The 15,448-nt window shown below is 45.2% G+C and carries 14 protein-coding genes; 13 read left to right on the plus strand and 1 reads right to left on the minus strand.

The window, feature by feature from the left end; genetic code table 11:
* Positions 1-65: 65 nt before the first annotated feature.
* From BN1765_RS07185 to ppk1, 11 genes are all read left to right on the plus strand, one after another.
* Positions 66-1,046, plus strand: a complete 981-nt coding sequence (locus BN1765_RS07185; protein ID WP_050614474.1) for a LacI family DNA-binding transcriptional regulator — start codon at positions 66-68, stop codon at positions 1,044-1,046.
* A 1-nt stretch (position 1,047) separates the two neighbouring features.
* Positions 1,048-1,929, plus strand: coding sequence for a ribokinase (rbsK, locus tag BN1765_RS07190; protein ID WP_050614475.1), 882 nt, complete (start codon positions 1,048-1,050; stop codon positions 1,927-1,929).
* A complete protein-coding gene (gene rbsD / locus BN1765_RS07195) occupies positions 1,926-2,321 on the plus strand; it encodes a D-ribose pyranase (RefSeq protein ID WP_050614476.1) in 396 nt (131 codons plus the stop codon). The genes rbsK and rbsD overlap by 4 nt, the downstream gene beginning before the upstream one ends.
* 14 nt (positions 2,322-2,335) lie before the next feature.
* Entirely contained in the window at positions 2,336-3,817 is a 1,482-nt protein-coding gene (locus BN1765_RS07200) for a sugar ABC transporter ATP-binding protein (RefSeq protein ID WP_050614477.1), read from the plus strand.
* 1 nt (position 3,818) lies between these two features.
* Positions 3,819-4,790 carry a ribose ABC transporter permease RbsC gene (rbsC, locus tag BN1765_RS07205; RefSeq protein ID WP_050614478.1) on the plus strand — a complete coding sequence of 324 codons (972 nt, stop codon included), beginning with the start codon at positions 3,819-3,821 and terminating at the stop codon, positions 4,788-4,790.
* Positions 4,791-4,802: 12 nt separating this feature from the next.
* Positions 4,803-5,726, plus strand: a complete 924-nt coding sequence (rbsB, locus tag BN1765_RS07210; RefSeq protein ID WP_050614479.1) for a ribose ABC transporter substrate-binding protein RbsB — start codon at positions 4,803-4,805, stop codon at positions 5,724-5,726.
* 146 nt (positions 5,727-5,872) lie between these two features.
* Entirely contained in the window at positions 5,873-7,306 is a 1,434-nt protein-coding gene (locus BN1765_RS07215) for a bifunctional ADP-dependent NAD(P)H-hydrate dehydratase/NAD(P)H-hydrate epimerase (RefSeq protein WP_050614480.1), read from the plus strand.
* A gap of 124 nt (positions 7,307-7,430) precedes the next feature.
* Positions 7,431-8,195 carry an SDR family oxidoreductase gene (locus BN1765_RS07220; protein ID WP_050614481.1) on the plus strand — a complete coding sequence of 255 codons (765 nt, stop codon included), beginning with the start codon at positions 7,431-7,433 and terminating at the stop codon, positions 8,193-8,195.
* 155 nt (positions 8,196-8,350) lie between these two features.
* Positions 8,351-9,079 (plus strand): hypothetical protein, encoded by a 729-nt coding sequence (locus BN1765_RS19775; RefSeq protein ID WP_050614482.1) that lies wholly within the window; start codon positions 8,351-8,353, stop codon positions 9,077-9,079.
* A gap of 244 nt (positions 9,080-9,323) precedes the next feature.
* On the plus strand, positions 9,324-10,241 hold the full coding sequence (locus BN1765_RS07230) for a Ppx/GppA phosphatase family protein (RefSeq protein WP_050614483.1): 918 nt from the start codon (positions 9,324-9,326) through the stop codon (positions 10,239-10,241).
* Positions 10,228-12,408: a polyphosphate kinase 1 gene (ppk1, locus tag BN1765_RS07235; RefSeq protein ID WP_082195432.1), complete on the plus strand. Its 2,181-nt coding sequence runs from the start codon at positions 10,228-10,230 to the stop codon at positions 12,406-12,408. Before BN1765_RS07230 ends, ppk1 begins: the two co-directional genes overlap by 14 nt.
* A 28-nt stretch (positions 12,409-12,436) precedes the next feature.
* Here ppk1 and BN1765_RS07240 read toward each other — a convergent pair whose 3' ends face one another.
* Positions 12,437-13,078, minus strand: coding sequence for a C39 family peptidase (locus BN1765_RS07240; RefSeq protein WP_230199566.1), 642 nt, complete (start codon positions 13,076-13,078; stop codon positions 12,437-12,439).
* A 491-nt stretch (positions 13,079-13,569) separates the two neighbouring features.
* Between BN1765_RS07240 and BN1765_RS07245 the strand changes: the two genes are divergently transcribed.
* Both BN1765_RS07245 and BN1765_RS07250 read left to right on the plus strand, forming a co-directional pair.
* Positions 13,570-14,400 carry an aldo/keto reductase gene (locus BN1765_RS07245; RefSeq protein ID WP_050614485.1) on the plus strand — a complete coding sequence of 277 codons (831 nt, stop codon included), beginning with the start codon at positions 13,570-13,572 and terminating at the stop codon, positions 14,398-14,400.
* A 134-nt stretch (positions 14,401-14,534) separates the two neighbouring features.
* Entirely contained in the window at positions 14,535-15,362 is an 828-nt protein-coding gene (locus tag BN1765_RS07250) for an aldo/keto reductase (protein ID WP_050614486.1), read from the plus strand.
* The last annotated feature ends 86 nt before the right edge of the window (positions 15,363-15,448 follow it).

Here is a 15,448-nt window from a genome sequence, read left to right on the forward strand (position 1 = left end):
GGTCGATGGAATAGTATGGTATGTTTTGTGTAATCGGTTACACAAAACATAGAGGAGGAAGGAAAATGGCTACCATCAAAGATGTGGCCAAGCATTCTGGTGTCTCGGTTGCGACCGTTTCCCGCGTTTTGAACGGGAAGGGATATGTTCATGAAGATACGAGAAAAAAAGTAGAGCGGTCCATACAGCAATTGGAATATAGCCCTAATGAAGTGGCGCGTTCATTATATAAAAAGGAATCCCGCCTCATAGGCTTATTGCTGCCTGACATCACCAATCCTTTCTTTCCCCAATTGGCCAGGGGAGTGGAAGATGAAATACAGAGAAACGGATATCATCTTCTGTCCGGGAATTCTGATGAAAAAACCGAGAAGGAAATAGCTTATATTCAAACCTTTATGCAACATAATGTAGTCGGCCTGATTTCCGCTTCCAATCACGTAGCCAGAGATTACTATAATGGTATTGAGATACCAAAAGTTTTTCTGGATCGATGCGAGGAGGGTCTTTACTGTGTATACAGCGACGGCTTCGAAGGCGGAAGAATGGCAGCGGAGGAAATCCTTAAACGGGGCAGCAGAAATATAACACTCCTTAAAGGCCCGGCGAATGTTAAACCGGCTCAAGAACGTTTTCAGGGAGCGCTGGACATCCTGGCTTCAAGCTCAGTTGATTTTCATGTTGTGAACACTCCTTCCTTTTCATTCGAGTATGCTAAGGAACGGGCATATGAATTATTCAGTACATACCCGGACAGCGACGGCATTATTGCAAGCAATGATATTACAGCAGCAGCTGTTTTGCATGAGGCCCTTCGCCTCGGGAAAAAAATACCGGAAGAGGTGCAGATTATCGGCTATGACGATATTCCGCAAAGCTCCCTATTGTTCCCGGCTTTATCGACAATCAGGCAGCCAACCTATGATATGGGCGTGGCAGCGGCCAAGATGCTGCTGCAGAAAATCAGGAAACAGAGTGTGGTAGAGCAGCATGTGAAAATGCCGGTTACATTTATGGAACGCAATACAACAAGGAAGGTGAAATAAAATGGTCAAAATAGCAGTGGTAGGAAGTTCCTCTATGGACTTGGTTGTCACATCCAAGCAGCGCCCGGCAGCCGGTGAAACGGTGCTCGGCGAATCCTTCAAAACGGTGCCAGGAGGAAAAGGGGCCAACCAAGCAATTGCGGCAGCAAGGCTAGGTGCAGATGTTTCGATGATTGGCTGTATAGGAAACGATTATTATGGGGAAAAAATCATGGTCAACTTTGCCGGAAATGGAGTCAATACCGACAATGTGAAACCGGTTACAGGTACAGAGACGGGAACGGCCCATATCATTTTGGCAGAAGGCGATAATAGTATCGTTGTGGTAAAGGGAGCCAATGACTATATCACACCTGAGTATGTGCAAGCATGCCGGGATGCGGTCGCGGCGGCTGATATGGTTCTTATTCAACAGGAGATTCCTGAGGAAACCGTTGAATACGTCAGCAGCCTTTGCTTTGAATTGGGTGTTCCACTATTGTTGAATCCCGCTCCATCAAGACCGATAAGCGCTAAAGTGATCGATCAGGCCACTTACATCACGCCAAACGAGCATGAAGCAGCAGAACTGTTCCCATCGATGGAATTGGGACAAGCGTTGGAAAAGTATCCAAATAAACTCTTCGTTACGGAAGGAAGCAAGGGAGTCCGCTACCACAACGGGCAAAAAGAAGTAAGAGTCGAGACATTCAAAGTGGAGGCCGTGGATACTACAGGAGCCGGTGATACATTCAATGCCGCATTTGCAGTTGGAATCGCGGAAGGCAAGTCATTCGAGGAAAGCCTTGTTTTTGCAAATCGTGCAGCATCCTTATCGGTCATGAAATTCGGTGCCCAAGGCGGAATGCCGACCAGGGAAGAAGTGGAGGCGAATTTATCATGAAAAAGCACGGTATATTGAATAGTTCCATTTCGAAGGTGTTGGCAGATATGGGGCATACAGATACGATTGTCATTGGAGATGCTGGCCTGCCCGTACCTGCTGCCGTACAGAAAATCGATTTAGCGTTAACGCCTGGATTTCCAGATTTTCAGCGAGTGGTAAGTGCCGTGAAGGAGGATATGATGATTGAGGGCGTCATTGTCGCAGAGGAAATGGTGACAGCCAATGAACCAGCCCATGCCTTCATGAAAGAGCTCTTTGAAGGGACAGACATACAATATATTTCACATGAAGAGCTGAAACAAGCATCTAAACACGCAAAGGCGGTCATCAGAACAGGAGAAACCACTCCGTATGCGAACTGTATTTTACGGGCAGGTGTATTTTTCTAAAAGGAGCGAACACCATGAAAATTGAAATGCGGGATATTCATAAAGCGTTTGGCACAAACCAGGTGCTCACGGGTGTAGATTTCGACCTGGAGCCGGGGGAAGTACATGCATTGATGGGAGAAAACGGTGCAGGAAAATCGACCTTGATGAATGTTTTAACAGGGTTGCATAGTTTGGATCAAGGCATCATTGTCATCGATGGCAAAGAAACCAAGTATGAAAATGCCAAAGAAGCAGAAAACAACGGCATAGCTTTCATCCATCAGGAACTGAATGTCTGGCCGGAGATGACAGTGCTTGAGAACCTGTTCATCGGCAAGGAGCTCCGCACTTCTTTTGGATTGCTAAAATCAAAAGAAATGAGAGCAATGGCAAAACGGCAGTTTGAGGAGCTTGCTGTGACAATACCGCTTGACGCCATCGCAGGCAGTTGTTCGGTTGGGGAGCAGCAGATGATTGAAATCGCGAAGGCATTGATGACACAAGCGGAAGTGATCATTATGGATGAACCGACTGCAGCACTGACGGAGCGGGAGATCGAAAAGTTGTTTGAAGTGATTGAATCCCTGAAAAGCAAGGGAGTCAGTATTGTGTATATTTCACACAGAATGGAAGAAATCTTTGCGATTTGCGACCGGATTACCGTTATGCGCGATGGCAAAACAGTCGATACCAAACCAATACCAGAAACATCATTCGATGAGGTCGTTACAAAAATGGTCGGACGTGAGTTAAAAGACCGCTTCCCGGAACGCAACGTGAAATTGGGTGAAGTCATCTTAGAAGTGAAAGGGCTTACAAATACAAGGAGCTTTCAGGACATCTCCTTTTCTGTCCGCGAAGGCGAAGTGGTAGGAGTCTCCGGCTTGATGGGAGCGGGCCGTACCGAGATCATGCGCTCGATTTTTGGCATTGATCCTCTCGAAGCAGGAGAAATATGGCTTAACGGAAAGAAAACAACCATAAAAAATCCTGCGCAGGCGGTCGCACAAGGAATAGGCTTCATTACGGAAGACCGGAAAGATGAGGGGTTGGTGCTTGATTTTTCCATCAGGGAAAATATGGCGTTGCCGAATTTGAAAAGCTTTTCTCCAAAAGGCGTCATCGACAGGAAAGCGGAAGGCGATTTTGTGGACATGCTGATCAAACGTCTTTCCATTAAGACTGAATCAGGGGAGACAAGCGCCGGCAATCTATCCGGTGGCAACCAGCAAAAGGTTGTCATTGCTAAATGGATCGGGATCGGCCCGAAAGTTTTGATTTTGGACGAACCGACAAGAGGGGTCGATGTAGGGGCAAAAAGAGAAATTTATCAGCTGATCAACGAGCTGACTGAACGAGGAGTAGCCATTGTAATGGTTTCTTCTGAACTTCCGGAAATACTGGGGATGAGCGACCGGATCCTGGTCGTCCATGAAGGAAGAATTTCAGGGGAACTGATGAAAGCTGATGCCACTCAGGAAAAAATAATGACGCTTGCAACGGGAGGTCAATAAAATGAATGCAGCTCACGAAATCAAACCAGCAGGCAAGGTGAACCACCTTGGCAACTTTACACAAAAATTAGGGCCGCTGCTCGGGCTCATCTTACTTATCGCAGTGGTTTCCATATTGAATCCAAGTTTCCTGGCACCACTGAATATTCTCAACTTGCTGCGCCAGGTCGCAATTAATGCACTTATAGCTTATGGTATGACGTTTGTCATTTTAACTGGAGGAATCGATTTATCCGTCGGCGCAATTCTTGCTTTATCAAGCGCTTTGATGGCTGGAATGATCACTTCAGGCCTGGATCCGATCCTTGCCATCATTGTTGGCTGCCTGCTTGGGGCAATCATGGGAGCCTTCAACGGCCTTCTTGTCACAAAAGGCAAAATGGCACCTTTTATCGCTACACTTGGGACAATGACGATTTTCCGCGGATTGACGCTCGTCTATACGGATGGGAATCCGATTACAGGGCTTGGCGATAATTATGCATTCCAATTGTTTGGCCGCGGCTATTTGTTGGGGATTCCTGTGCCGGCTATTACGATGGTTCTGACATTCGCCATTCTTTGGGTCATTCTTCATAAGACGCCGTTTGGCCGGAAGACATATGCAATCGGCGGCAATGAGAAGGCCGCGCTGATTTCAGGGATCAAGGTTTCGCGTGTGAAAATTATGATTTATTCACTGGCTGGATTATTGGCTGCCTTGGCAGGTGCGATTTTGACTTCACGCCTGAATTCCGCTCAGCCGACTGCCGGAACATCATATGAATTGGACGCCATCGCAGCCGTTGTTCTTGGAGGCACAAGCTTAACCGGAGGCCGGGGACGTATCATCGGTACACTCATCGGTGCATTGATTATCGGAACATTGAATAATGGCTTGAACTTATTGGGTGTGTCATCGTTTTTCCAACAAGTCGTCAAAGGGCTTGTCATTCTGTTGGCTGTATTGATCGACCGGAAGAAATCTGCGTAGGGGGAACTAACCATGAAAAAAATCATAGCAGTCATCATGTCGCTTTCGCTCGTTGTATTGGCCGGCTGTTCGTTGGAGCCGCCGAGCTGGGCAAAGCCAGAAAAGAAAGATTCATTGAAAGATATAAAAATAGGCTTATCTGTTTCTACTTTGAATAATCCATTTTTCGTTTCATTAAAAGAAGGGGTCGTTAATGAAGCGAAAAAGAACCACTTTAAGACGATTGTGGTTGATGCACAGAACGATGCGGCGAAGCAGGTCAATGACGTAGAAGACTTGATCCAGCAAGGCGTGGATGTGCTTTTGATCAATCCTACCGATTCTTCGTCTATTTCAGCAGCTGTTGAATCGGCAAACAGCATCGGCATTCCGGTCATCACGCTGGACCGTTCTTCCGATAAGGGGAAAGTGGAAGCATTGGTGGCTTCCGACAACGTCAAAGGAGGTAAAATGGCTGCCGAGTATTTCGTGAAACAACTAGGAGAAGGAGCAAAAATGGCTGAGTTGGAAGGCGTGCCAGGGGCATCTGCCACCCGTGAACGCGGTAAAGGATTCCATCTGGTCGCCGACAAGCAACTGGATGTAGCCGCTAAGCAAAGCGCAGATTTTGACCGGACAAAAGGGTTGAATGTCATGGAAAACATCATCCAGGGAAACCCTGATATTAAGGGTGTCTTTGCCCATAATGATGAAATGGCGTTAGGGGCTTTGGAAGCGATCAATTCTTCGGGAAAAGATATTGCCGTTGTCGGATTTGATGGCAATGATGATGCTCTTGCATCTGTTAAAGCAGGCAAACTTTCCGCTACAGTTGCCCAACAGCCAATCCTAATCGGACAATTGGCCGTACAGGCAGGAAAAGACGTGCTTAAAGGAAAGAAAGTTGAAAAGAAAATTGCAGCTCCATTAAAGCTTGTAACCAAGTCAGATAAATAAGAAGAAAGAGTGTCCAAACATTGAATGTTTGGGCACTTTTTTTGTGCAGGAATGCTTTTAGCTGCAAAGACTAACGAAGCTATATAATAATAGAAACTGGGTAAAGAAAAGAAGGATCGGATTAATTGAAAAAGAGGTGGAAGAACATGCATATTTATCGCGGCAAAGAAATTAAGGCAGCGGATGCCGCTGCAGAAAAGAGGGGGATGGATACGTTCACCTTGATGGAGAATGCCGGACGGTCTCTTTTTATGAGAATAAGAGAAGAAGTCAGCAGGGATCACCGGATTTTAATCTTAGCGGGGAAAGGCAATAACGGCGGAGATGGGATTGTACTGGCCCGTTACTTGAAAAATGACGGCTATCATGTCGATCTTACGTTTCCTTTAGGGAAAGCAGCTACGCCAGTGGCGAAGAAGCATCTCCTTTATTTTGAAAACTGCGGCTATAGTCCGACAGAGAAATCAGGGGAGTATGATGTGATTGTTGATAGCCTGCTTGGCGTCGGTACGCGTCTGCCATTGCCAAACGATATAGTCTCTATCATCGATTGGATCAATCATCAGCAGGCAATGGTAATCGCCGTTGATGTCCCGACGGGTGTCCTTGCTGATACCGGCAATCTGGATACGGCTGTAAAAGCCGATTGGACATTGAGCCTGCATGGCCTGAAGCCTTCTGCTTTCCAGGCAGGAAGTGCAGAACACTACGGTAAGAAAGAGGCTTTAGATATTGGGCTTAAACAAGAAAGCAATTGTCGAATTTGGACAAAAGAAGATGTGAAAAGAACGTATCTTAAGAGAAAAGAGGGTTCTCATAAAGGCACGTATGGCACTGGCTTATTGGTTGCCGGAAGTGATGAGATGCCAGGTAGCTCCTTACTCGCAAGTGTTGGTGCCATGAGAGCCGGCATAGGCAAGCTGACGGTTGCGACAACTGCGTATGTCTCTGCCATTATTGCCGGCCGTGTCCCCGAATGTACATATTTGCATGATGGACTAAGCAAGATTGCCCGCGGACATATACCGGAAGGGATGAAAGCAGCGGCTATCGGCCCGGGATTAAATGAGCCAGAGGTAATAGAAGAGGCACTCCGGCATCTATTGGACAGTGAGCTGCCGGTGATTGTGGATGCAGGGGCATTAAAGGAAAGAAACTATCCAAAACGGAATGCTCCGATCATCCTAACTCCGCATCCGGGTGAATTCAGCAAAATGACCGGGATACCGATAAAGGATATTCAACAGAACAGAATCGAAACAGCGCGTTCATACGCACAAAGGCAGCATGTCACAGTGGTACTGAAAGGATCCTATACAGTCATCGCTTTCCCTGATGGCAAGGTTTTGGTCAACGAAACCGGTAATGCAGGATTGGCAAAGGGAGGTACTGGGGACACTCTGACCGGCATTCTGCTTGCTTTCGTCAGCTCCTACAGCGATTATAAAGCGGCCGTGGCCAATGCGGTTTATCTGCATGGGGCAAGTGCGGATGCCTGGAAGGAATCCAAGGCGATGGCTGCCATGCTTGCCGGCGATGTCAGTGAAAATCTCGCTGCGGTGATGAAAGAATTCGAGTAAATAGATCTGCTTATCTCTAGGGGCATAAGAGAGTACTTGATCATTTTAACGGGGCAGATGCAAGAAACAGCGGGCAAACAAAAAAATTTAGAAACTAGCCTGAAAAAGATGGGAGAGGAACGGAGTGAGATTTTCCAACAAAGTTGGTGTAGTGACCGGCGGAGCCAATGGAATAGGGCGCTGCATAGCCGAAGAATTTCTGATAGAAGGCGCAAGCGTGGCTGTGATCGACATGGATGAGGATGCCGGCGGCCGACTGGTTGAGGATTACGGCCAAGAAAGAGTATTATTTCTGGCTGCTGATATTGCTGTCGAAAGGAGCTTGAATCTGTTTGCAGATAAAGTCATCAAACGGTATGGACAGGTGGATTTTTTAATCAACAACGCTTGCATCAGCAGAAAAGGGATTCTTTCCCGGTGCAGCTACGAAGATTTCAATTATGTGCTGCGGGTGGGAGTGTCAGCTCCTTATCAATTAAGCCGCTTATTTATGGATATATTTACGGAAAACGCGGCAATCGTGAACATTTCTTCTACAAGAGCAGCAATGTCGCAGGCAGATACCGAGAGCTATTCGGCAGCCAAAGGGGGCATCACTGCACTGACGCATGCCCTCAGTATCAGTTTAGCCGGCAAAGTTAGAGTCAATTCAATCAGCCCCGGCTGGATCGATACAACGGGAATGGACGAAGGCATTTCCAAAAGCGATTTCTTGCAGCATCCCGTCAAGCGAATCGGCAATCCCCTTGACATTGCTGGAATGGTGAAGTTTCTCTGCAGCAAAGAGGGTTCCTTCATTAATGGAGAAAACATTACGGTAGATGGCGGCATGTCAAAATTAATGATTTATCATGGTGAACAAGGCTGGAATTATACGCCGGAAGAATAGCGAAAGAAGAAAGAGCCATATAGGGCTCTTTTTTTTGAAACCAAACAAGGCGATTGTAGCTGAAGGAGAGGGAGAAAAAACACCATATTCGTTCCCTGACATACACTATTTATAGTCGTATAACGATAAATATGTTGACTGGAGGTTAAAGACCCTTGAAACCTTTTTATCCTGGGAATAATCTGTTTTACAATAGGCAATCTATGGCGGTGCCATATCAGCCGAACGATTGGGCCCAAGCAGCAATGGCTGATTACAGGATTATGCCAACTGCCGGGCCAGTGCCATCAGCTATGGTTGCTCCGGCCATGCCAAATAATCTGAATCAAGGATGGCAAATGCCATGGCAGCAGCCAACTGCCGACCTTCCAAACAGTTGCAGCGAACCTTATGGCCAAGCGCCCACTAGGAAGGACGAAGATCTGTTTATTCACAAAAAACAAAAGCGTATGGATGGGAATTCAGTTGGGCCAGCAGGATATCATCGCTTGCCACAATCAACCGTCACTCATCCAACACTCCTTGATGTAAGGCAAGTATCTAGAAATGAAATTGAGCTTGATTTTGATGTTCCAGTCGACCATGAAGCGGCATTGAATGTGCATAATTATTGGATACGCAGTAACCAAAACCAAACGGACGGCGTGGCTACTCTTTCACGCAACGACAAAGTGCTGCTGCCCAAAAACAGCCTAACTCCTAATATGGCACGGATTGAAGCACTGGATGATTCGGATACAAAATTTTCGATCATTTTCAAACGTAATATGACACCCGGGGTCCAATATACGGTATTGCCCTCCAATATTGGATTAAAGGGACAGACTGATTATCGTGGGCCAAACTGGAGCCCGGAAAGCGAAAATGAATTTCTCGCACAATGACAGAGGAAGATAAAGGGATACTTTGATCGATTGAATTTCTTTGCCACCATTCCCGCTTTAGAGTCAGTTAGAATGGAATAGTTGAAAAAGGAAAAGAAGCTTTCTTTTCCTTTTTTTGTTGTGCAGATAAATGAAATTCATATTGTACAAGCATCTTAACAAATTATATACAGAAAATTCACATCCAAGCAGTAGCATTAAGATATCATGGTTAAAATACGCGAACACAAACAAGGAGGAGCATATGATTTGCGGCGTCATCGATGTAGGGTCCAATACGATACGATTGAATATTTACCAGTATGAAGAAGGCAAGCTCATATCTCTTCTTCATAAAAAGACAATGGCGGGGCTTGCTGCTTATGTTGACAAGGGGTGTATGAACCCTAAAGGAATCGATACAGCCTGCAGGATTTTATTGGAATATAAAAATATTGTAAAGCACTTTAATATTCGCCAGATGAATGTCTTTGCCACGGCTTCCTTACGAAATATCGTCAATACCGATGAAGTGGTAAGGGTCATTAAAGAACGGACAGGATACCGTGTAGAGGTCATCAGCGGAGAAGAAGAAGCCGTTCTTGATTTTATCGGGGCCACACATGACAGGGAGATAGAACATGGCCTTATGGTGGATATCGGCGGCGGCTCTACTGAACTGGCGTTTATCGAAGATAGCAAAATTGTACAAGCTATATCACTTCCAATCGGTTCGCTCAGTCTCTTCTCTTTGTATGCAGAAAAATTATTTCCGAAAAAAAGCGAACGGCAAGCGATGAAACATAGGGTCAAACAGGAGCTGGATAAGATATCCGCCGAGGGGGATTTTACAAAATATCCTGCCATTTGCGGTGTGGGGGGTACCATCCGGGCAGCCAAAAAACTGGATGATGCACAGGATGGGAACCACTCTGCCTTTATTCGTGCAGAATCGGTCGATCATTTGTTGGAGCTCCTGAAAAAAGGGAAGAAAGATACTTTGCGCCGCATCCTGCAAGTTGTTCCTGACCGTGTCCATACAATTGTTCCAGGCCTGATTATTCTCCAGGCAATAGCTCGGCGGTTTGGATGCGAGCGTATATATGTCAGTCAATTCGGAGTCAGAGAGGGCTATGTTTATAACAGAGTGCTAAAGGAAGGTAGTCAACATGGGGAAACATAAAAACAAACCAGATATCAGTTATACACAAAATAGGGAATTATCATGGCTCCGCTTTAATGAGCGCGTGCTGGAAGAAGCATGCGACCGCAGCGTGCCTCTCTATGAAAGAATGAAATTTGTTTCTATCTTCGAAAGCAATCTTGACGAATTCTTCATGATCAGAGTCGGCAGCTTGCTTGACCTTTCTTTAATGAAAGGCAAGCATAAAGACAATAAAAGCGGCCTGACTCCCTCTGAACAATTAAAGAAGATTTATAAGGAAACGGTTCCTTTATGTAAGTTAAAAGATAAAACTTTTATTGAAATCGAAAAAGAAATGAAGAAGCATGAAATCAGCCGTTTGGATACGGCTGATTTGAAAGGAAAGGACCGGACATATATTGAACAATACTTTGAGGATAATGTTCTTCCGATTCTTTCGCCGCAAATCATAGATTATCATCATCCTTTCCCGCATTTGGCGAACAAAACGTTGAATATTGCAGTTATGCTGCAGCAAGGTGAAGAAACAGCATTCGGCATCATCCCGGTTCCTGCCTGCCTGCCGAAAGTGGTGTATTTGCCAGGGGAAGGTGTCCGCTATATTCTGCTGGAGCAACTCATCCTTGAATATACCGGCAAAGTATTCGAAAAATGCGATATTGTCGATAAAAAGGTGATCACGGTTACGCGAAATGCCGATATCAGTCCTGAGGATGAAGTCTTTGATGATGATGCGGATTATCGCCATCATATGAAGAAAGTCCTCAAAAAACGGAGACGGTTAGCGGCGGTTCGCCTGGAAATACAGGGAGCATGCAAAGAAGAACTTCTTGATTACTTATGCGGCATGCTGAAAATCAAAAAAGAGCAGGTGTTTATTTCTGAGTCTCCGCTTTGCATGGGCTATGTTTTTTCGCTGCAGGAAAAGTTTTCGCTTACCAGCCTGCGGCAATTGAGCTATCCGGCATTCGAGCCGCAGCCTTCACCAAGCCTCAAAAAAGGGGAAAGCGTACTGAAGCATGCATTGAAGCAAGATTTGCTGCTTCATTATCCGTATGAACAAATGGATCATTTTCTCCATTTGATCAAGGAAGCGGCCCATGATCCAGCCGTTATCTCAATCAAAATAACGATTTACCGATTGGCAAACAAGTCCAAATTGGTGGAATACTTGACGGAAGCGGCTGAAAATAATAAAGATGTCACAGTATTGATGGAGCTCAGGGCCCGATTTGATGAACAGAATAATATTGATTGGGCGGAAGAATTTGAAGAAGCGGGCTGCAACGTCCTGTATGGGTTCGAAGGCTTTAAGGTCCACTCGAAAATTTGCCTGATTACCCGCATGGAGAATAATACCTACCAGTATATTACGCAAATAGGGACAGGCAACTATAATGAAAAGACAGCCAAGATTTATACGGACCTATCCCTCATCACTTCCAATAAGGAAATAGGGCTGGATGCGTCTTCTTTCTTTAAAAACATGGCTATCAGCAATTTGGATGGCCAATATCGCCGGTTGTTGGTAGCCCCGACTTCCTTGAAAAAGGGACTTACTGCATTAATTGATCAAGAAATGGCAAAGGCGAAAGAAGGCAAACCAGCGAAGATTATTATGAAGATGAATTCTCTGACCGACCGCCAACTGATCAATAAATTATCAGAAGCATCTTGTGCAGGGGTGGACATCCGCCTGATTGTCAGAGGCATATGCTGCTTATTGCCGGGCATAAAAAATAAAACAGAGAACATTATGGTTGAAAGTATTGTCGGAAGATTCCTTGAGCATTCCCGAATCTATTGTTTCGGCGAAGGAGAGGATATGGACATGTATATCAGCTCGGCTGACATCATGACACGCAATACAGAAAAGAGAGTGGAAATCGCTTGCCCAATCCTAGATGGAAAAGTGAAACAGACCATTCAATCTATTCTTGAAATAATGCTGAATGATAATGTGAAGGGAAGAACGCTTCAGAGTGACGGAACTTATACGAAACGGCCGGGAGCTGACACACAAGCCGTTGATAGCCAAAGCATATTCATGAGGGAAGCGATCAACCACAACTTAGCTGCCCAGGTTGAGCAGGAAATGGACCCGCCGCTTAAGAATCGGCTTGAGCAATGGTTTTCCCGCTTGTTTGGCAAAGGTGCAAAACAGGACAAACGGGAAGGCGCATAAAGCGCACTTCCCGTTTTACTAAAGATGATTATTTTTTGATATACATAGCTTGTCTGCCCATCTGAATCCAGGCAGCTTCAAAATTTTGTCTACTGATGGCACGGTTAGGTTTGGTATGAAGGGGATCATTGACGTAGACATAGTCATCATCGTAATTTGTGATAACCACGCTATGTTGGCGATAAGTTACATCCATCTTGCCTTCATCGGTATTCCACGTGAGAAAATGGTCCTTCGTCAATTCTTGGAATCTGGCATTTGTGATGACCCAGACAGGATTGCCTTTGCTGACGGCATGATATAAATCTTCTGGATCTTTTCCGGTGAGGTCGACGATCTTACGTTTGGGCACATAGTGTTTAGCCAGTTCAATGATCGGCTCAACATACACGCCGAGCCCAGGCTTATTCAATGAATACATATCTCCTACAAAACCTTTATGCATATTGCCTCGCAGTCCGTTTTGCTCAAAAGGCACTTTATTGATTTGCTCGGCAAGTTCCATTTTATCGACTGATTTTCCGCGGTATTGAAGAACCATAGCCAGACTAGTTACTTCACATCCTCTTGGCAGCTCCGGATTTTGCATGACCAATGGAACATCTTTTGGAGGCTCGGAATCCGTAAAGATATCGGTAACCTTATTAAATAAATCTTCAGCTGTCTGCAGGAAGCTGCTTGAAGAAGAAGCTTTGACCTGAATGACAAATACAAGGATGCAGATCAAAATCACTAGCAGAATCAGCTTCTTAATCGTTTTCAATACTCATCTCTCCCAGTTGCTTGTATATATACTTAAGTTGTGCGCATTTCTATGGTGCATATGCATATTATGACATCCATTGCAGCCTTCGTAAATAAAGAAACCCTATTGTCCTTTTGGCAGCGGGCATGCGGAATGTACACCGAGAATAGCAAGAAGGTGTAGATCGATGCCGAACAATAAACAGATTTGTGGAATCGCTCTACCTATAGCACATATTTGTTCTTTTGTAAGCGATTTTGGACAATGGAAAACCCTGATGCTCCCTAAAGTGAAATCTTGATAGGCAGGCATTAGGTGAAACTTTCATTGTCGGTCAGTAATTAAGCCAATTTTTTGAAAATAACCAAAAAAATGTGTAAGCTTATAAAGCAAACGAAGTATAAGGAGGGAAAAACATGATTAAGAGTTTACAAGATACAACTACATTACATAATGGCGTCAAAATGCCAATGTTTGGCTTGGGCGTCTGGCAGGTGGAAGACGGCTCCACTGTGATCCATTCCGTTAAAAGTGCCATTAAAGCGGGATACCGGGCAATCGATACGGCGGCTGCCTATAAAAATGAAACAGGGGTTGGCCAAGCCATAAAAGAAAGCGGCATACCACGGGAAGAGCTATTCATCACGACAAAAGTATGGAATAGCGACCAAGGCTATGAATCGACGCTTGCAGCCTTCGATGCCAGTATGGAGAAACTCGGCCTGGATTATATTGATCTCTATCTGATCCATTGGCCGACAAAAGGGAAGTATAAAGATACATGGAGAGCCATCGAAAAACTGTATAAAGACGGTAAGGCAAAAGCAATCGGTGTCTGCAATTTCCACCAGCATCACTTGGAAGACTTATTGGCGGATGCCGAAATTGTGCCGATGGTGAACCAGATTGAATTGCACCCGTTGCTTACCCAAAAGGAACTGATTGATTATTGCCGCCAAAAAGATATTAAGGTTGAAGCATATTCCCCGCTTGGCAGTGGCAAAGTACTGGATCATCCAGACATCGCCCGCATTGCCGAGATTCATGGCAAGAGTGTGGCGCAGGTCATCCTTCGCTGGGATTTGCAGAACGGAATTATTGTGATTCCAAAATCGACGAAAGAATCCCGGATTATCGAAAACAGCGATGTGTTCGACTTTGAGCTGAGCGATGAAGAGATGAAAAGAATCGATCAATGCAATAAAAACGAAAGAGTGGGAGCAGATCCCGATAACTTTAATTTTTAATAAGTGAAGGGCCTCCCATTCAGGGAGGTTTTTCTCTTTGTTGTGCCTCCAAGGTTGGCGCACAGGGAAAGAAAGGTGTGAACCAATTATAGGAAGGGTATAAAAGAAGAGAAATTACTAGAGGAGGAATCCGCATGTATACTAGTCTCCAAGATACAACTACCCTACAGAATGGTGTCAAGATGCCAGTATTCGGCCTTGGCGTATATAAGATGGAAGGGGCGGAAGCGAAAGAATCGGTCCGCCATGCCTTGGATGAAGGCTATCGTGCAATCGATACAGCATCCATGTATAAGAATGAAAAAGAAGTAGGCGAAGCAATTAAAGAATGTAAAGTTCCCCGTGAAGACCTTTTTGTCACGACAAAAGTGTGGAACAGCGACCAAGGATATGAAGAGACTTTAGCGGCTTTCAATAAGAGTTTGAACGCACTCGGCCTCGATTATCTGGATTTATATCTGATCCATTGGCCGGTGAAAGGGAAGTATAAAGAAACATGGAAAGCGATGGAGAAACTCTATCAGGATGGTAAAGTGAAAGCAATCGGCGTGTGCAACTTCCAGCCCCACCATCTGGAGGATTTGATGCAGGATGCCAAGGTGATGCCAATGGTCAATCAGGTGGAATTGCATCCGCTGCTTTCTCAAAAGAAAGTAAGGGATTATTGTGAAAAGCATCATATTAAAGTGATTGCCTGGTCGCCGCTAGCCCGCGGATTGGTGCTTGACCATCCAACACTTAAGGAAATTGCCGAGAAGCACGGTAAATCCACCGCACAGATTGTCCTCCGTTGGGAGTTGCAGAATAATGTGGTGGTCATACCGAAGTCTTCCAATAAGGAACGGATTATTACCAACTCAGAGGTTTTTGATTTTGAACTTAGTGCCGAAGAAATGCAGGCCATTGACCGCATGAATAAAAATGAGCGTACTGGCCCAGACCCCGATAACGTGAACTTTTAATCGGCTAGTTGAAGTGGCTACAGTAAAATGGGTATGATGATGGCTAACACAATACGGTAAGAAGAAATCTTGCATCTAATCGCCGG

Origin of the sequence: Bacillus testis, from assembly GCF_001243895.1 — a bacterium.
Lineage (GTDB): Bacteria > Bacillota > Bacilli > Bacillales > DSM-1321 > Bacillus_AD > Bacillus_AD testis.

Bases quoted from the DNA above. Each gene is read 5' to 3' on its own strand.
- BN1765_RS07185 (WP_050614474.1), top strand. From the start codon at position 66: ATGGCTACCATCAAAGATGTGGCCAAGCATTCTGGTGTCTCGGTTGCG.
- rbsK (WP_050614475.1), top strand. From the start codon at position 1,048: ATGGTCAAAATAGCAGTGGTAGGAAGTTCCTCTATGGACTTGGTTGTC.
- rbsD (WP_050614476.1), top strand. From the start codon at position 1,926: ATGAAAAAGCACGGTATATTGAATAGTTCCATTTCGAAGGTGTTGGCA.
- BN1765_RS07200 (WP_050614477.1), top strand. From the start codon at position 2,336: ATGAAAATTGAAATGCGGGATATTCATAAAGCGTTTGGCACAAACCAG.
- rbsC (WP_050614478.1), top strand. From the start codon at position 3,819: ATGAATGCAGCTCACGAAATCAAACCAGCAGGCAAGGTGAACCACCTT.
- rbsB (WP_050614479.1), top strand. From the start codon at position 4,803: ATGAAAAAAATCATAGCAGTCATCATGTCGCTTTCGCTCGTTGTATTG.
- BN1765_RS07215 (WP_050614480.1), top strand. From the start codon at position 5,873: ATGCATATTTATCGCGGCAAAGAAATTAAGGCAGCGGATGCCGCTGCA.
- BN1765_RS07230 (WP_050614483.1), top strand. From the start codon at position 9,324: ATGATTTGCGGCGTCATCGATGTAGGGTCCAATACGATACGATTGAAT.
- ppk1 (WP_082195432.1), top strand. From the start codon at position 10,228: ATGGGGAAACATAAAAACAAACCAGATATCAGTTATACACAAAATAGG.
- BN1765_RS07245 (WP_050614485.1), top strand. From the start codon at position 13,570: ATGATTAAGAGTTTACAAGATACAACTACATTACATAATGGCGTCAAA.
- BN1765_RS07250 (WP_050614486.1), top strand. From the start codon at position 14,535: ATGTATACTAGTCTCCAAGATACAACTACCCTACAGAATGGTGTCAAG.